20 protein-coding genes are annotated in these 17,272 nt (G+C 42.1%); 17 read left to right on the top strand and 3 right to left on the bottom strand.

Annotated features, from left to right (window positions below):
- Genes ACTNBR_RS02200 through ACTNBR_RS02175 form a run of 6 tightly spaced genes read left to right on the top strand, consistent with a single transcriptional unit; the run spans position 1 to position 4,187 of the window.
- On the top strand, positions 1-657 hold the full coding sequence (locus tag ACTNBR_RS02200; RefSeq protein ID WP_427805733.1) for a septum site-determining protein MinC: 657 nt from the start codon (positions 1-3) through the stop codon (positions 655-657).
- Positions 658-668: 11 nt separating this feature from the next.
- On the top strand, positions 669-1,460 hold the full coding sequence (gene minD / locus ACTNBR_RS02195; protein WP_427805732.1) for a septum site-determining protein MinD: 792 nt from the start codon (positions 669-671) through the stop codon (positions 1,458-1,460).
- Positions 1,461-1,471: 11 nt separating this feature from the next.
- On the top strand, positions 1,472-1,702 hold the full coding sequence (locus tag ACTNBR_RS02190) for a cell division topological specificity factor MinE (protein ID WP_427805731.1): 231 nt from the start codon (positions 1,472-1,474) through the stop codon (positions 1,700-1,702).
- Positions 1,699-2,823: an FtsW/RodA/SpoVE family cell cycle protein gene (locus ACTNBR_RS02185; protein WP_427805730.1), complete on the top strand. Its 1,125-nt coding sequence runs from the start codon at positions 1,699-1,701 to the stop codon at positions 2,821-2,823. Before ACTNBR_RS02190 ends, ACTNBR_RS02185 begins: the two co-directional genes overlap by 4 nt.
- Before the next feature lie 13 nt (positions 2,824-2,836).
- Positions 2,837-3,232 (top strand): methylglyoxal synthase, encoded by a 396-nt coding sequence (locus ACTNBR_RS02180; protein WP_427805729.1) that lies wholly within the window; start codon positions 2,837-2,839, stop codon positions 3,230-3,232.
- Positions 3,216-4,187 carry a D-alanyl-D-alanine carboxypeptidase family protein gene (locus ACTNBR_RS02175; RefSeq protein ID WP_441042659.1) on the top strand — a complete coding sequence of 324 codons (972 nt, stop codon included), beginning with the start codon at positions 3,216-3,218 and terminating at the stop codon, positions 4,185-4,187. The genes ACTNBR_RS02180 and ACTNBR_RS02175 overlap by 17 nt, the downstream gene beginning before the upstream one ends.
- 37 nt (positions 4,188-4,224) lie before the next feature.
- On the opposite strand, the gene ACTNBR_RS02170 is transcribed toward ACTNBR_RS02175, so the two are convergent.
- A complete protein-coding gene (locus ACTNBR_RS02170; RefSeq protein WP_427805727.1) occupies positions 4,225-4,431 on the bottom strand; it encodes a DUF378 domain-containing protein in 207 nt (68 codons plus the stop codon).
- A 110-nt stretch (positions 4,432-4,541) separates the two neighbouring features.
- On the opposite strand from ACTNBR_RS02170, the gene ACTNBR_RS02165 reads away from it, so the two are divergent.
- The 9 genes from ACTNBR_RS02165 to ACTNBR_RS02125 all read left to right on the top strand — a co-directional run bounded on the left by ACTNBR_RS02165 (position 4,542) and on the right by ACTNBR_RS02125 (position 13,172).
- Complete coding sequence (locus tag ACTNBR_RS02165) at positions 4,542-5,513, top strand: TIGR01212 family radical SAM protein (protein ID WP_427805726.1); 972 nt, start codon at positions 4,542-4,544, stop codon at positions 5,511-5,513.
- A 32-nt stretch (positions 5,514-5,545) separates the two neighbouring features.
- Positions 5,546-6,970 carry an HlyD family efflux transporter periplasmic adaptor subunit gene (locus tag ACTNBR_RS02160; protein WP_441015779.1) on the top strand — a complete coding sequence of 475 codons (1,425 nt, stop codon included), beginning with the start codon at positions 5,546-5,548 and terminating at the stop codon, positions 6,968-6,970.
- A 13-nt stretch (positions 6,971-6,983) separates the two neighbouring features.
- A complete protein-coding gene (locus ACTNBR_RS02155) occupies positions 6,984-7,676 on the top strand; it encodes a YggS family pyridoxal phosphate-dependent enzyme (RefSeq protein WP_427805724.1) in 693 nt (230 codons plus the stop codon).
- A 30-nt stretch (positions 7,677-7,706) separates the two neighbouring features.
- Entirely contained in the window at positions 7,707-8,249 is a 543-nt protein-coding gene (locus tag ACTNBR_RS02150; RefSeq protein ID WP_427805723.1) for a cell division protein SepF, read from the top strand.
- Positions 8,250-8,267: 18 nt separating this feature from the next.
- The gene (locus ACTNBR_RS02145) at positions 8,268-9,044 is read left to right on the top strand and encodes an RNA-binding protein (RefSeq protein ID WP_427805722.1); all 777 of its coding nucleotides are present in this window, start codon (positions 8,268-8,270) and stop codon (positions 9,042-9,044) included.
- Positions 9,045-9,076: 32 nt separating this feature from the next.
- On the top strand, positions 9,077-9,598 hold the full coding sequence (lspA, locus tag ACTNBR_RS02140) for a signal peptidase II (protein ID WP_441015781.1): 522 nt from the start codon (positions 9,077-9,079) through the stop codon (positions 9,596-9,598).
- Between the two features lie 35 nt (positions 9,599-9,633).
- Complete coding sequence (locus ACTNBR_RS02135) at positions 9,634-10,551, top strand: RluA family pseudouridine synthase (protein ID WP_427805720.1); 918 nt, start codon at positions 9,634-9,636, stop codon at positions 10,549-10,551.
- A 62-nt stretch (positions 10,552-10,613) separates the two neighbouring features.
- Complete coding sequence (locus ACTNBR_RS02130; RefSeq protein WP_427805719.1) at positions 10,614-11,258, top strand: AAA family ATPase; 645 nt, start codon at positions 10,614-10,616, stop codon at positions 11,256-11,258.
- A gap of 30 nt (positions 11,259-11,288) precedes the next feature.
- The gene (locus ACTNBR_RS02125) at positions 11,289-13,172 is read left to right on the top strand and encodes a fructose-1,6-bisphosphatase (RefSeq protein ID WP_427805718.1); all 1,884 of its coding nucleotides are present in this window, start codon (positions 11,289-11,291) and stop codon (positions 13,170-13,172) included.
- Positions 13,173-13,224: 52 nt separating this feature from the next.
- Here the strand turns inward: ACTNBR_RS02125 and ACTNBR_RS02120 are convergent, their stop codons facing one another.
- Positions 13,225-13,959, bottom strand: coding sequence for a tRNA 2-thiocytidine biosynthesis TtcA family protein (locus ACTNBR_RS02120; RefSeq protein ID WP_427805717.1), 735 nt, complete (start codon positions 13,957-13,959; stop codon positions 13,225-13,227).
- Positions 13,960-14,162: 203 nt separating this feature from the next.
- On the opposite strand from ACTNBR_RS02120, the gene dtd reads away from it, so the two are divergent.
- Together dtd and pepV are read left to right on the top strand one after the other, a co-directional pair.
- A complete protein-coding gene (gene dtd / locus ACTNBR_RS02115) occupies positions 14,163-14,612 on the top strand; it encodes a D-aminoacyl-tRNA deacylase (RefSeq protein WP_441015784.1) in 450 nt (149 codons plus the stop codon).
- A 49-nt stretch (positions 14,613-14,661) separates the two neighbouring features.
- A complete protein-coding gene (gene pepV, locus ACTNBR_RS02110) occupies positions 14,662-16,026 on the top strand; it encodes a dipeptidase PepV (RefSeq protein ID WP_427805715.1) in 1,365 nt (454 codons plus the stop codon).
- Between the two features lie 109 nt (positions 16,027-16,135).
- Here pepV and ACTNBR_RS02105 read toward each other — a convergent pair whose 3' ends face one another.
- Complete coding sequence (locus ACTNBR_RS02105) at positions 16,136-17,200, bottom strand: tyrosine-type recombinase/integrase (protein WP_427805714.1); 1,065 nt, start codon at positions 17,198-17,200, stop codon at positions 16,136-16,138.
- Between the last annotated feature and the right edge of the window lie 72 nt (positions 17,201-17,272).

Raw genomic sequence — 17,272 nt, 5'->3', positions numbered from 1 at the left:
GTGGGGGACTTGAATCAGAAAGTCGTAATTAAAAGTAATAAATACGGCTTGATCGTTCATATGGATCCTGAGGCAGAATATAAGCAGATCCTTGAGGAACTTAGGACAAGTTTCACTGAATCGGCAAAATTTTTTAAAGATGCAAGCATGGCGATTACCTTTGAGGGGCGAGTGCTTACCAAGCCGCAGGAAGAAGAAATCATAGATTTGATCACAGATATTGCGCACATCCATATTGTATGTATTTTCGACAAAAACGAGAATACAGAAAGATTGTACAAAAGCGTGGTGGAAGAATGTCTTGAAGATTTGCCCAGAAGAGAAGGACAGTTTTACCGGGGGACACTGAAGAAGAGGCAGGTACTGGAAACGGAAAAAAGCATCATTATATTAGGCGATGTAGAATTTGGAGCGACTGTCGTTTCACGCGGTAATATTGTGGTGCTCGGTACGATCCGTGGTACTGTACATGCAGGAGCGGCAGGAAATAAAAATGCGTTTGTCGTTGCGTTGGCTATGAAGCCTCAGATGCTGAAGATTGCAGGAGTCGGTGCAAATCGTGTGTATTTGCGTAAAGGGGAAAAGCCGGAAGCGCGGATTGCACGGCTGGACGAAGAACACATTTCTATTGGTCCGCTTAAGAATCAAATTTGGTAGGAGGACGTGTTATGGGCGAGATTATTGTTGTGACATCAGGAAAAGGCGGAGTCGGAAAAACGACCACTACAGCAAATATTGGAGCGGGACTTGCAAGTCTTGGCCAGAAGGTACTTGTAATTGATACAGATCTGGGGCTCAGGAACCTGGACGTAGTTATGGGACTGGAGAATCGGATTGTGTACAATCTCGTAGATGTAATTGAAGGAAGCTGCCGACTGAAACAGGCGGTTATTAGGGACAAGAGGCATGAGAATCTGCATCTGCTTCCTTCTGCTCAGACAAAAGACAAATCTGCTGTTTCCCCGGAACAGATGATCAAGCTGACTTCGGAACTCCGGGAAGAATATGATTACGTGCTTCTGGACTGTCCGGCTGGAATCGAACAGGGATTTCAGAATGCGATTGCCGGAGCTGACCGGGCAATTGTTGTAACTACTCCTGAAGTTTCATCGATTCGTGATGCTGACCGGATCATTGGACTTTTGGAAGCTCATCATATGGCAAAGATGAATCTGATCATAAACCGTATCAGGATCGATATGGTAAAACGGGGGGATATGATGTCCATTGACGATGTGACTGAAATACTTTCCATTGACCTTCTGGGGGCGATCCCGGATGATGAACAGGTCGTTGTCGGTACCAACCAGGGAGAGCCGGTTATTGATATGGATTCACTGGCAGGAAAAGCCTATATGAATATCTGCCGGAGAATTTTGGGAGAAGATGTTCCGTTTCTGGATTTTGATAAACAGAATAGTATGCTGCATAAGTTTATTCGCAGATTTCGGAAAAATTAGGAGGCAGGCTTATGTATGTATTTGAAACAAAATATCGGAAACCATCTGTTTCGATTGCAAGAGACAGGCTGAAAGCACTGATCGTAGCAGATCGTATGCAATGTCAGCCGGATACATATGAGTTTCTGTGCCGGGAATTATTCCGCACAGTTTCAAAGTACATGAAAGTAACTGAAGAACAATTTGACGTGGATATCACACGGTCAAGGATTACTATTGATTTAACGGGAGACGAATCGTGAGATTACCAAAAAAAACGAAACCTTATCATTTGAAGGATTACAAATTTAATCTGATCATTTCTGTTGTTGCGCTGACAATTCTGGGAATTCTGGTTATCGGAAGTGCCCAGAAATCAGTGCAGAATAAGCAGATCATTGGTCTTGTACTGGGACTGATCGTTATGGTCATCGTATCACTTATTGATTATGTATGGGTCTTGAACTTATACTGGATGATCTATGCGATTAATATTGTGATGCTGGTGATCACATTGATTTTTGGCACAGAAGTAAACGGTGCGAAGAGATGGATCAATCTGTATTTTACCAATTTCCAGCCTTCGGAACTCACTAAGATATTGATGGTTCTGTTTTTTGCAAAATTTCTTATGAATCATGAGGAAGATCTCAACAGTTTTCGCACGATTATAACTGCTGTATTACTGTTTGCTCCAACCGCACTTCTGATTGTAATGCAGCCGGATTTGTCTACTACGATATCGATTGTTCTGGTGTTCTGTGTCATGATGTATATCGCGGGACTGAGCTATAAATTTATTGGTACAATGCTGGCAATCCTCATACCAACGGCAGTGATTTTTATCAGTATTGCGGTACAGCCGAATCAGCCGTTCCTAAAAGACTACCAGCAGGAGCGAATTCTGGCATGGCTTGAGCCGGAAAAATATGCCAGTGATCAGGCATTTCAGCAGAACAATTCTATGATGGCGATTGGATCCGGACAGCTCACGGGGAAAGGGCTGAACAACAATACGACGACATCTGTGAAGAATGGAAATTATATACCGGAGCCCCAGACAGACTTTATTTTTGCAATTGTTGGTGAAGAATTAGGTTTTGTGGGTTGCTGTATTGTGATTGGTCTGTTATTATTAATAGTAATACAGTGTATTTTGATAGGGATTAAAGCACAGGATATGGCGGGGCGAATCATCTGCTGCGGAATAGCCGCGCAGATAGCGGTGCAGTCGTTCGTCAATATCAGCGTGGCTACAGGAATTTTCCCAAATACAGGTATTCCGTTACCTTTTGTCAGTTACGGGCTGACATCACTTGTCAGTATGTTTATGGGAATCGGTTTTGTGTTAAATGTTGGCCTTCAGCCGAAAAAATACCAATAAAGGAGTGGTGAAAATGAACATAGGACTTATTGCTCATGATTCCAAAAAAACTTTAATGCAGAATTTCTGCATCGCTTACAGAGGAATTTTAAGTAAGCACGAATTATTTGCTACCGGCACTACCGGACGTTTGATAGAAGAGGTCACGAATCTTTCTATCCATAAGTATCTCGCCGGGCCGCTTGGCGGAAAACAGCAGCTGGGAGCACAGATAGGACAGAATGAGATCGATGCGTTGATTTTCCTTCGTGATCCATCGAATCCAAAGCCGCATGAACCGGATGTAAACGATGTTATCCGTTTGTGTGACATGCACAATATTCCGATGGCTACGAACCTTGCAACAGCGGAGATCCTGATTTTAGCAATTGACAGAGGAGATTTAGACTGGCGTGAGATGTACAAGTAAAGGCAGACTATGTTTGATCGGATGTATGGCTTTCGCATTTCTGTACTTGAGTGGTTGTTCGGGGGAACCAAAAGCGCTCGTAACAGAATTTGAGAAAGCTCATTATAATGCAGAATTATATGAGAGCACCCTTTATGCAGAAGAGTTGTGCGTAGCTGAAACGGATGTGGTGCTTGAAGGATATGAAGGGGATACAGCGTTACACGCTTCATCCTTGTTTGACCTGGAGAATAAAAATGTTCTCTATTCCTGGCAGTCCCATGAAAGACTGTATCCGGCAAGTACGACAAAAATCATGACAGCCCTTCTTGCACTGGAAAATGGAAATCTGGAAGATACGGTTACGATCAGTAAAACAGCCGCTGCTGCAAGTTTTCCTTCCGATGCACAGGTGTGTGGTCTGAGAGAAGGAGAAGTCTGGACATTAGAAGATCTTCTTAATGCACTACTTCTGTATTCAGGGAATGATGCCGCTTCTGCCATCGCCGAACATATAGCAGGAACTGAAGAATCATTTGTAAATATGATGAATAGCCGTGCCAGAGAATTAATGGCGAATAATACGCATTTTACCAATCCGCATGGCCTGCATGATGATGAACATTATACTACTGCTTACGATTTATATTTGATTTTTAATGAATGTATTAAAAATGAACATTTTGTAGAGATTATCAGCAGCGATTCTTATACTGCAGTCTATACCGCGGCAGACGGTTCTCAGCAGGAGATGACGTTTACGCCTACCAATCTGTATGCAAAAGGGGTTGTTGAAGAACCGGATAATGTTACGATCGTTGGCGGTAAGACAGGGACAACAGATGAAGCCGGATGTTGTCTAATCCTCCTTGTAAGGGATTCACAGAATCGTCCTTATATATCCATCGTGATGGGAGCACCTGATAAATCAACACTTTATGAGGATATGACATCTTTAATTGAGAAAATCACATAAAAAGAGGGGCATCCATTTGGTGGGATACCCCTTTTTACTATGATTCAGATATGCTGTTTATACGACCGAACAGGCTGATTAAATAAAGACCGCACAGTCCGACCAGCGTATAAATAATTCGTGACAGCCATGACAGGTTGCCGAAGATGTAGGCTACCAGGTCAAAGCGAAATATACCGACGAGAAGCCAGTTAAGTGCACCAATAATTACGATTGTTAAAGCTGTGTTATCAAACCATTTCATGACAGTTTCCTCCTTATATGGTTTCTGTCTACTAGTATGTACAGTAAATAATGCAGTTATACCACTCTGATGCAAATAGTTTCTATAAACAGTAACTACAGGAAAGAATAATGGAAAAGGAAAGAAAGTTTGAAAATAAAGGATTGTATTATCCTTATTCTGATTATTTAAAAGAAAAATATCATGAAAAAGTCTATAAACTGCCCGTAAATCTGCCGGTCTCCTGTCCGAACCGTGTGGATGGGCCGGGATGTGCGTTTTGTGCAGGAGCCGGTACGGGATTTGAAGCAATGGACGCACAGATCTGCGTCTCTGAGCAGATTCTCCGTACCAAGGAACGAATTGAAGAAAAATATCATGCACATAAATTTATAGCTTATTTTCAGAATTATACGAATACATTTCAGCCGTTGGAGCATTTCACTAAGTATCTTAGGGAGGCTGCGGCGGTGCCGGATATCGTGGAAATATCTGTTTCTACCAGACCGGATTGTTTGAACAGAGAATATTTGGATGTAATGGATGCCATTCAACGTGAGACCGGGATCCAGATGAACATTGAGCTGGGGCTGCAGACCGTTAATTACCATACACTGGATCGAATAGGAAGAGGACATGGGCTGGCGGAATTCCTTGATGCCGTTTTGATGATTAAGGAATACAAAGGGTTTACTATTTGTGCCCATGTGATTCTGAATCTTCCCGGAGATGACAGGAACGATGCCTGCGAAACGGCACGTGTTCTCACTGCGCTTGGGATAGATATCGTGAAACTGCATTCTTTATATATTGCAAAAAATACCTTATTGTGTGATTGGTATGAAAATGGTAGAATATGTTTGTGTTCCAAAGAAGAATACCTGGAAAGGGTTGCTTCTTTTCTAGAACTGATTCCTGAAAATATGGCTGTGGAACGGCTCTTTTCAAGGATTCCGGAGAAGGATTCTGTTTTTTGCAATTGGGGAAACAGCTGGTGGAAACTCAGGGACGAATTATTTGCAAAAATGAAACAAGAGGGACGATATCAGGGAAGACTATGTAATTACCTTAACGGAGCTGCCCTGAAAAAATTAGATCAATAATTTGACATTATGGTATTGAGGAGGCTGAAGTATTGGCTGGAAGGAATAAAGATGTTATCAGTTTGAAACGCTATAAAAGAAAAGGAACCTGGAATATTGGAACGATACTTTTTGGTGTCATTTTTATTTACCTTGTTGTCACGGTTCTTACCTATCTTACCAAAGACAGAATTGCTGTTTATGAGGTGCGTGAAGGCAGTATTTTAAAAAATACTTCTTTTACATGCATTGCACTGCGTGATGAAAATCTGGTATATGCCGATCAGGAAGGATATGTGAATTATTTTGTCGAAGCCGGACAGAAAGTAGCAGTCGGAAACAATGTCTATACGCTGAGCACGAATAAAATTGCAGATACTTCTTCGACGGAATCGAATGATGAAGTGGATTTGTCTACGGATGAGTGGAACAGTATACTGATGAAAGTTCAGTCGTTTCATGAAAATTTTCGATTGCAGAATTTTAAAGATGTACGAGTCCTTAAGGAAGAAACCACAGCTTTGCTTCAAAGTAATACAAACCAGAACAGGGTAACCCAGCTCAATACACTACTGGGAGAGGGAAGCATTGATGGACTTCAGGTATTCCAAACTCAGGATGACGGTATTATCGAGTATTCTTATGACGGTTATGAAGGATTGTCCATGGAGGATCTCACGGAAGATGAGTTTTCTAAAGAAGGATATGCACAGACTGAGATTCTGAATAACACGAAAATCAGTGCCGGTTCGCCTGCTTATCGTTTGGTTACCGGTGAGGCGTGGAGTATTGTATTTAAGCTCAATAAAGAGACAGAAGAGATGCTGTATAAAAAGATGGGCGATAAGGATAAGCTGTCTGTAAAAATCCGTTTTGATAAAGATAATAAGACGATGTGGGGAAGTCTGCGTATTTTTAAAAGAGGAGAAGATGAGACTTACGGTTATATCCAGTTTACTGATTCCATGATTCGATATGCACAGGACAGATATCTCGATATTGAACTGATTCTTGAGGATGAATCAGGCCTTAAGATTCCGAAATCCGCTGTGACGGAAAAGGAATTCTATCTGGTTCCTGAGGATTATCTGACTACAGGCGGGGCTTCTAACAATAAAGGAGTTCTTCGGCAGACAAAAAATAAAAAAGGAGATTCTATTGTAGAATTCCTTGATGTAAATGTGTGTTATCGTGATGTGGAAAATAGTATGGTTTATCTTGATCCGGGAGATTTCCAAGCCGGAGATGTTCTGGTACGTCCGGAGTCAACCGAGACTTTTACATTAAGTAAAACGGGAACGCTAAAAGGGGTTTACAATGTTAATAAGGGATACGCCGTATTTAAACAGGTTGAGATCCTCTGTGAAAGCGAAGAGTATTATATTATAGAAGAAGGAAACAGCTATGGGCTGTCCAATTATGATCACATTGCTCTGGATGGAGCTTCCGTCCGGGAAAATGATATAGTAAGTCAGTAAGGAGTGACAAAACATGGTAGCAGAGAACTTAATGGATGTAGAACGACGCGTTTGTGAAGCCTGCAGACGTGCCGGGAGAAGCCGTGACGAGGTGACTTTGATCGCAGTGAGTAAGACAAAACCGGTGGAAATGCTGGAAGAGGTGTATGGTGCAGGTACCAGATATTTCGGTGAAAATAAAGTTCAGGAGCTGGTGGATAAATATGAAGTGATGCCGAAGGATATCCATTGGCAGATGATCGGTCATCTTCAGCGCAATAAGGTGAAGTATATTATTGATAAGGCGGAGCTGATTCATTCCGTTGATTCTATTCGTCTTGCGGAAACTATTGACAGAGAAGCCGAGAAAAAAGGTATCGTTGCAAATGTGCTTCTCGAGGTAAATATGGCAAGAGAAGAAACAAAATTCGGATTGATGCCGGAAGAGGTTCCGGACTTTGTTAGGCAAATTGCCGGATTTCAGCACATAAAAGTACAAGGTTTAATGACAATTGCTCCTTTTGTAAGTGATCCAGAGGAAAATCGCAAATATTTTGCAAACTTACGAAAATTATCTGTTGACATTGGAAAGGAAAAAGTTGATAATGTGAATATGAGCATTCTTTCCATGGGTATGACAAATGATTTTGAAATTGCAATCGAAGAGGGAGCAACTATGATACGAGTTGGTACTGCAATTTTTGGTGAAAGAAATTATGTTCAATAAGAAACTGATACAACAGATAGGAGTGTAAAAATGGGAGTTTTAGATAAGTTCTTGGAAGTAATGAAATTAGACGGTGATGACGATTACGATGAGGATGACTTCTTCGATGAAGATGACTTTGAAGACGAGTACGAAGAAGAAAAACCGAAGCGTGGAATTTTTAAGAAAGAAAAAGCCAATACTTCTTATGAAGAGGAAGAAGAATTTGAACCTAGAAGATCTTCTCGTCCGACCAATAATAAAGTAACTCCAATGCGTCAGCCATCAAGAAAAAGTGCACCTGCTATGGAAGTATGCGTAATCAAACCGAACAACATGGAAGACACCAGAGAGATTACTGAGACGCTTCTTGGTGGACGTACAGTTATTTTGAATCTTGAAGGCATGGATCTTGAGGTCGCTCAGAGAATCATAGATTTCACATCAGGATCAACTTTTGCAATTGATGGAAATCTTCAGAAGATCTCAAACTTCATATTCCTTGTCACACCGGCGAATGTAGATATTTCCGGAGATCTTCAGGATATTCTGAACACCTCATCTTTTGATGTTCCGATTCAGAATCGCTATTAATACATAGGAATTATGGAAATGGACAAGGAAGAAGAATTACTTCGCAAACGTTTTTTGGAACTTTCCAATCAGGCATTTCAAAGGGGAATCGTAATGTATACCGATTTCCTGAATTTGAATGAATTAAATATTTTGCATACAACGCCAAAGAATTTGTTGGCTGTTCCCTTCAGAACCTTTGGCGGTTATGCATTTGCTGAGCGTCAGATGGCTGCATTTCTACCTGATGCTTTTTATTTGTATACTGATGAAGACGAAATATTGGAAAAATATCCCATGAGCGTAATACAGATCTCTCCATTAAACGGGAAATTTGCCGAAGATCTGGGGCATCGCGATTATCTTGGAGCATTGTTGAATCTGGGTATTGAACGTTCTAAGCTGGGAGATATTCTGATTCAAGAGAAAATGGCGTATCTTTTTGCTTGTGACGGTATGGTAGATTTTATTTGTAATGAACTGACTCGTGTCAGGCATACAACGGTCCAGGCTGTCCGGATCGAGAGAGAGGAATTTGATTATGAACCAAGGTACGAGGAAATCAGAGGTACGGTTGCATCCGTGCGTCTGGATTCACTGTTGAGCCTGGCGTGGAATTCTTCCAGAAGTAAAATGGCCCCTCTGATAGAAGAGGCTCGTGTATATGTCAACGGGAAGCTGATAACAAGCAATGGATATCATGTCAGAGAAAACGACATCATTTCCGTAAGAGGGATGGGAAGATTCCGGTATATGGGGATGATTTCAGAGACGAAAAAGGGCAGATGCTATGTCCTGGTATATAAATATATATAGCTATATTTTGTAAATGGAAAAGGAGCATCATCATGAATCAGAAACTCAAAAAATATATCAGTGCCGCGGTCGGTGTTCTGGCACTTCTGCTTTTGGATCAATATACGAAGATTCTGGCACTTCGATTTTTGAAAGATCAGCCGGCAGTTGTTATCTTGAAAGGTGTTTTTGAACTGCAGTATCTGGAAAACAGAGGTGCGGCGTTTGGAATGATGCAGAACCAGAGATTTTTTTTCCTGATTATTACGGTCGTTGTGCTTGGAATCATGGTGTATCTGTACAGCCTTACACCTGTCACACGTCGGTATCTTCCGCTCAGGCTCTGTATGGTTTTCCTTGCAGCCGGTGCGGCGGGGAATTTTATCGACCGGTTACTGCGCGGATATGTTGTGGATTTCTTTTATTTTTCACTGATCGATTTTCCGATTTTTAATGTTGCCGACATTTATGTAACCGTCACATTTTTTGTACTGGTATTGTTGATCTTTTTCTATTATAAGGAAGAAGATTTGATGATTTATTCAAGGCAATATCGGAAAGAACATCAGATATAGAAAAGAATCTCATTCAGAGAAAGCAGGATTTTTAAATGCGGTTAGAAGAATTTCAAATTGAAACAGAAAACGGGGAAAGAATCGATAAATATCTCTCAAATGAGATGAGCGGCTTTTCCCGTTCTTATATTCAGAAACTAATGAAAGATGGACATGTATACGTAAATGGAAAAGCAGTGAAAGCAAATTATAAGCTGGCTTATGACGATATGATCACTGTGGAAATCCCGGATCTAGTTGAGCCTGATATTGTTCCTGAGAATATTCCTCTTGATATTCTCTACGAGGACGATGACATATTGATCGTAAATAAGCCTAAAGGGATGGTAGTCCATCCGGCTGCAGGACATTATAGCGGAACACTGGTTAATGCGTTGATGTATCACTGCGGCGAGAGCCTTTCAGGGATCAACGGAGTTATGCGTCCCGGAATCGTACACCGGATCGATATGGACACAACCGGATCCCTTCTTGTCTGTAAAAATGATCAGGCTCATCAGAAACTTGCAGAGCAATTAAAAGTGCATTCGATCAAGCGGGTCTATCATGCTATTGTCTGCGGGAATCTGAAGGAAGACAGCGGTACGATTGACGCGCCTATCGGGAGACATCCGGTCGATCGGAAAAAGATGAGTATTAATTACCAGAACGGACGAGAGGCTGTCACGCATTATCAGGTTCTCGAGCGCTTTGGAGACTATACCTATATTTCCTGCCGACTTGAGACTGGCAGAACACATCAGATCCGTGTTCATATGGCCAGTATCCGGCATCCATTGCTCGGAGATAACGTATACGGTCCACAGAAGTGTCCCTTTAAGCTGCAGGGACAGACGCTGCATGCAAAGATTCTGGGCATTACACATCCTACAACCGGTGAATATATGGAATTTGACGCGCCGCTTCCGGAATATTTTGAAGATTTACTCGGACGAATGCGTCAAAATAGATAAAATGTCTATACAATATTCGCACTTTGTTATATAATATGCATAAGAAAAGGAGTGTGACTGATATGAAAAACCTGAATACAATTATTACAATCGGAAGACAGTTTGGAAGTGGCGGTAAAGAGATTGGTACACGTCTGGCAGAAGATCTTGGAGTAAAGCTTTATGATAAAGAGATGCTGGATATTGCTGCAAAGGAAAGCGGAATCTGTCAGGAACTCTTTGAGACTCATGATGAAAAACCGACGAACAGTTTTTTGTATTCGCTGGTAATGGATACTTATTCTGGAGGCTATGCAACAGGAGCTTTTGCAGATATGCCGCTGAATCATAAAGTGTTCTTAGCACAATTTGAAGCAATCAAGAAGATTGCAGATGAAGGGCCATGTGTCCTTGTTGGAAGATGTGCAGATTATGCTTTGGAATCTTATGATAATGTCATGAGTGTTTTCATTCATGCGGACTTAACAAGCAGAGTCCGGAGAATTGCCAAAATGTATGACATCACGGATGCAAAAGCCAAGGATATGATTCTGAAAGCAGATAAAAAGCGTGCAAGTTACTATAATTATTTTACGAATAAAAAATGGGGAGATGCAGAAAGCTATGACATCAGTATCTGCAGCTCTGAATTAGGAATTGAAGGAACTGTGAAAGCACTTGAAGCATTGATCGAGCTTCGAGAATCCGTAACAGATCCAAGAATCTGATTGAGATCAAATATACATATAGGAGTGAGAATGGAAACAGAGAATTTGTTTAAAAATCTTTTACAAGAAAAATATCCGACCAGGCAGGCGGTCTGTCGTGAAATTATTAACCTGAATGCAATCATTAATCTGCCAAAGGGTACGGAGCATTTCATGAGTGATCTGCACGGCGAATACGAAGCGTTTCTCCATATTTTAAATAATTGTTCCGGGGTCATACGCGAAAAGGTTGATGCACTCTGGGCAGATTCGCTCAGCTTGAAAGAGCGCGATGAGATCTGCACATTAATCTATTATCCCCGTGAGAAGATGAACCGTATGAAGCGGGAGGGAAGAATTACGGAAGACTGGTACCGCCTGATGCTGAACTACCTGATTGAGCTGGCAAAAGTGGTTTCTTCCAAATATACGCGCTCGAAAGTACGTAAAGCACTTCCGGAGGAATTTGGATATATTATTGATGAACTTCTGCATTTTATGCCGGATGAAGACAACAACCAGATCCTGTATCACAAAAAAATACTGGATACCATTATCGGAATTGAGAGCTCGGAAGAATTTATTATTGCTCTTGCAGAACTGATCAAACGTCTTGCGGTAGATCATCTGCACATCGTAGGCGACATCTTTGACAGAGGAGAGAATGCAGATAAGATTCTGGATCTGCTCATGAAGTATCATTCGCTTGATCTGGAATGGGGCAATCATGATATTCTTTGGATGGGTGCAGCCTGTGGAAGCGATGCCTGCATTGCATCTGTTGTACGGAATAATATCAAATACAGTTGTATTGAAACGTTGGAGAACGGATATGGGATTAGTCTGAGATCGCTGACTTTATTCGCGGAGAAGACTTATCCTGATCTGCCGCCGATGGAAGCTGCACTGAAGGCGATTTCGGTGATTCTGTTTAAGCTGGAGGGCCAGATCATCATGCGCCGTCCGGAATATGAGATGGAGGGACGCCTGCTTCTTGATAAAATAAATTATGAGAATGGGACGATTGAAAGTGAGGGAACGGTCTATCAAATGAAGGATACCTTCTTTCCGACTGTCGACCCGACAAACGCATATGTGCTTTCAGAGGCAGAACAGGAAGTCATGGATAATCTAAGGTTTGCTTTCGTAAACAGCCACCGCCTGCATGAGCATGTGAAATTTTTATATGACAAAGGATGCATGTACAAATGTTACAACGGAAACCTGCTCTACCACGGATGCATTCCTCTGGATGAAGAGGGAAACTTTGATGGAGTCAAATTCGGAGGCTGCATTTATACCGGCAAATCCTATCTGGATTACGCAGAAAAGATTGCCAGAAAGGCCTGGTCAGCACAGGCATCCCAGTGGGACCTTGATTTCATGTGGTACCTGTGGTGCGGAAGAAAATCTCCTCTATCAGGCAGAAATGTAAAAACCTTTGAGCGTACGTTTATTGCCGATAAGGAAGCATGGCATGAGGAGACGAATCCATACTATAAGCATTATTATAGCGAAAAGACCTGCAATATGATCCTGCGTGAATTTCACTTGTATTCCGACATTTCGCATATCATTAACGGACATACACCGGTTAAGACAGAAAAAGGAGAGAAGCCTGTACGCGCGAACGGCAAGCTGATCGTGATTGACGGAGGATTCAGCAAAGCTTATCATAAAACGACCGGTATTGCAGGATATACTTTGATCTATAATTCTCATGGAATGCGAATCAAGGCACATCAACCGTTTGAAAGTGTGGAGAAGGTTCTGGAGGAGAACAAAGATATCGAGTCTACATCCAAGATGTTTGAGACTGAACCGCACCGGCTCCTCGTGGGAGACACGGATGACGGAAAGAAGATCAAGGAAGATATTCAGGTTTTGACACATCTTCTGGAATCGTACAAAAAAGGGAAAAAAGAATTATTCTAAAAATCTACAAAGAGGAACATTTCACACACTGTGAGAGGTTCCTCTTTAAAGATTAACGGGTATGCGGCGTTCGCGGCGGCCATCCTTCAATATTTCCGTTTAGAATCGCCGTAAACATGCGATTCTTCGCACCCGGATGAGCCTGATTCAGTTCTCGAACCAGATCTTTTGCATATTGACGCTTGGTAAATCCGTCGACCGGGCATCGGCTTTTTACAACAGGCAGATTGTATTTATGCTGAAAACCGATCACATCCATCTCATCCACAAACATCATCGGGCGGATGACGCTTAAATCCATTCGGTCCAGATAAGTCTTCGGAGAGAAGGAATGGAACCTTCCTTCAAAAATGAGGGAGAGCAGCATCGTCTCAATGATATCATCCTTGTGATGCGCGTAGGCAACTTTATTGCATCCCATCTTTTTTACCGCTTCGTTTAAAGCACCCTTCCGCATTTTTGCACAGAGCGAACAGGGGTTGGACTCCTTACGCTCATCGAACAAAATGCGGGCAATGTCTGTCTTCACGATCTGATATGGAACATCAAGTTCTTTGCACAGTTCCGTTACCTGCGAGAAATCGCATTTCTCATATCCGAGATCCACAGTAATTGCGCTCAGTTCAAAATGTTTCGGATAGAATCTTCTAAGTCCCTGCATTGCGTAAAGGAGTGTGAGACTGTCCTTCCCGCCAGAGATCCCTACTGCAATGTGGTCGCCTTCCTGGATCATATCATATTCGTCAACAGCTTTCCTTGTATAACTCAGTAATTGTTGTAATTTCATTGTCAATCACCACCTTATTTTCATAAACATATCGCCCTAATGTTACCGCATTTATAAAAGAATTACAAGTATAAATGCGTGCTAAATTCTTTGGGAAATTCTTTTGAAAGAAGGATTGCCTGAACAAGTCGGGCGTGTTAAGATAGAGCTATAGACTGAAGTTCTAAAAGTCAGCCAAGTACAAATAATGAGAGGATAGCAAGATGAAATTCGTAATTCAAAGAGTGACGGAAGCGAATGTAAAAGTGGATGGTGAGATCATCGGCGAGATCGGCAAAGGCTTCATGGTTCTGATCGGAGTCGGTGAAGATGATACCAGAGAAATAGCGGATAAGATGGTTAAGAAGATGACCGGACTTCGTATTTTCGAGGACGAGAATGGGAAGACGAATCTGTCTCTGGCAGATGTGGGCGGACAGATGCTTCTTATTTCGCAGTTTACATTGTACGCAAACTGCCGGAAGGGAAATCGTCCAAGCTTTATCGAGGCGGGCGCTCCGGATAAAGCGAATGAGATGTATGAATATATCATAGAAGAATGTAAAAAAGTAGTTCCCGTCGTTGAAAGAGGACAGTTTGGAGCGGATATGAAAGTAAGCCTCATAAATGATGGACCGTTTACAATAATTCTGGATTCAGCCCAGCTTGCGTAAAATAAGAAATGTGGTAAAATAAGAAAGAATGAAAGAGAGGGATATTGCAATGAGTTATGAAACATTGAATGCGAAAGTACTGGAATTAAAGGACGATATGATTGCGTCTATCCAGCAGAATATGAGAATTGAGAGTGTGAGAGGAGAATCAGCTCCCGGTGCTCCTTATGGAGAAGGACCGAAGGCTGCCCTTGATGATGTGCTGGCGCTCGGTGAAAAATTGGGATTTCGTACAGGACAGGCTGATAACAGAGTCGGATGGATTGAGTATGGGGAAGGCGAAGAGATGGTTGGTATCCTCGGACATGTGGATGTCGTACCTGCCGGAGACGGATGGACTCATCCGGCATTTGGTGCAGAGATCCATGACGGCGTTCTCTGGGGCAGAGGATGTCTGGATGATAAAGGACCGGTCATCATGGCTGTCTATGCGCTAAAAGCAATTCGTGATTTGAATCTTCCAATTGACCGCAGAATCCGTGTGTTATTTGGCTCTGACGAAGAATGTGGTTCTTCCTGCGTGAAATACTATGTAGAAAATGGTTATGAAATGCCAACGATCGGTTTCACGCCGGATGCGCAGTTCCCGGCAATTTTCTGTGAAAAAGGCACGTCCAATTTCCTTGCAGGAACGAAGATTTACAACAAAGGCGAGATTGATGTTGAATATTTTGGCGGCGGAGTTGCCGCAAACGTTGTTCCGCCGGTATGCAAGCTGATTGTAAATGGCCCGCTGAAAGTTACTCCTGAGGAAGGAATTACTGTCACAGAAGAAAACGGAAAGACGATCGTGGAAGCTACCGGTTTCAGTGCACATGGAAGTACACCTGAACTTGGTGTTAATGCTGTAGTAAAATTATTGAATGCAGTCAAAGAAAATGACTTTGGAGGTGATTTCCAGCAGCTTGTTAATTTTATTTTAGAAGAAATCGGAAATGAAACAAATGGAAAATCACTCGATATTCTGTATCAGGATGAGGAAACCGGTGAAACGACAGTCAATCTTGGTGTTGTAAAATATGATGGGGAAGAAATGTCCTTTACTTTGGATATCCGTTATCCGAAAAACGGAGATGCCGAAGTGATCGACGATAAAGTAATCAATCGGATCAACAGTTACAACTTTGATGTTCTGAAAAAAACAAACAATAAATTATTATATGTTCCGAAGGACTCAGAGCTTGTTTCAAAACTGGTGAAAGTTTACGAGGCACAAACAGGAGATAAAAGAGAACCGATCGCCATCGGAGGCGGTACCTACGCGAAAGAATTTCCGAATATGGTTGCCTTTGGACCAGTATTCCCGGGAGAACCGGATGTGATCCATCAGCCGAACGAAAGAGTTGCCGTTGAGCAGCTGATCCGTGCAGCACAGGTTACAGCAGCTGCAATGTATGAACTGGCTAAGAAATAATCATTGATTTTGGGACTTTCGTGAAAAAAAAACAGCATCATTCCTGGAAACAGGAGTGGTGCTGTTTTTTTTCACGTAATTTGGGAAGAATTTTTTGTGTAATACAACATTACGGCTCTCTGAGCTTCACGATGTCAGCAGCACTTCGGCGCCGGTCTTCGTCAATGGCCGCATAATGCTTTTTCGTCGTATTTACATCCTTATGGCCAAGTACATCAGCAACCAGATAAATATCGCCTGTTTCTTTGTATAAAGCGGTTCCATAGGTGCTTCTGAGCTTGTGAGGGGTAATCTTCTTATTCGGTGTTACCTGACGGGCATACTTTTTGACCATATTCTCCACAGACTGTACACCCATCCTTTTCCGCTGAGTGGAGAGGAAGAGGGCATTTTCGTGTCCTGGCAGAGGATTAACGGCTTTCCTGCTGGATTCCATATAAGTACGCAGGGCTTTTTCCACTTCCTCGCCAAAATAAATCACCATCTGGTTTCCGCCTTTTCTGGTTACTGTGATTCCATTATTCTTAAAATCCACATCGCCCAGATCAAGACCAACACATTCCGAAACACGTATTCCGGTACCTAACAATAAGGTAAGAATGGCAAGATCACGCTCCTTTGTCTTTTCATAATAAACACGGGCCTGGCCGGTCAGCTTCACGCCGCAGGATTCCACATAATCCAGAAGGGAAGCAACTTCATCTGTATCCAGACGAATGATTGCCTTCTCATGGAGTTTAGGCATATCGACTAATAAAGTCGGATTATTACTGATCATTTGCCGTTTAAAATAATATCCGTAGAAGCTTCTGAGCGCCGACATTTTGCGTGAAAGGCCTTTCTCAGCGTTCGTGATGCGTCGCCCGTCTTTGGGACGATAAACCTTCAGATATTCCTGGTATTCCTCGATATCCATCGGTGTAAGTCGATCCAGATCACTAAGTGTAAAATCCTTCATACTATAATTCTTAAAAGCCGGATTCTCGTCCAGAAGAAACTGAAAGAAAACACGGATATCATAAGCATAGGAAATCCTTGTTTTAGGTGATGTTGTTGGCTCTACAGCACGGAAATAATCCTTTGCAAATTCTGGCATTGTCTGCAATATTTCACGCAGACGCAAAGTATTATCTATATAGAGCTGATCCTGGTATGTTTTTGGCTCTGATGCCATAAATAGGTTCCTCCTTATCTTAATCTTTTGGAAAAATCGGTATTTGTCGTATAGATTGATCCCGCAAAACCA

Origin of the sequence: Bariatricus sp. HCP28S3_F11 (genome assembly GCF_052065395.1) — a bacterium.
In the GTDB taxonomy this organism is placed as follows: Bacteria; Bacillota; Clostridia; order Lachnospirales; family Lachnospiraceae; genus Allocoprococcus.
Note: the sequence above shows the minus strand (reverse complement) of the source record. Positions and strands in the feature narration are given on the sequence as shown.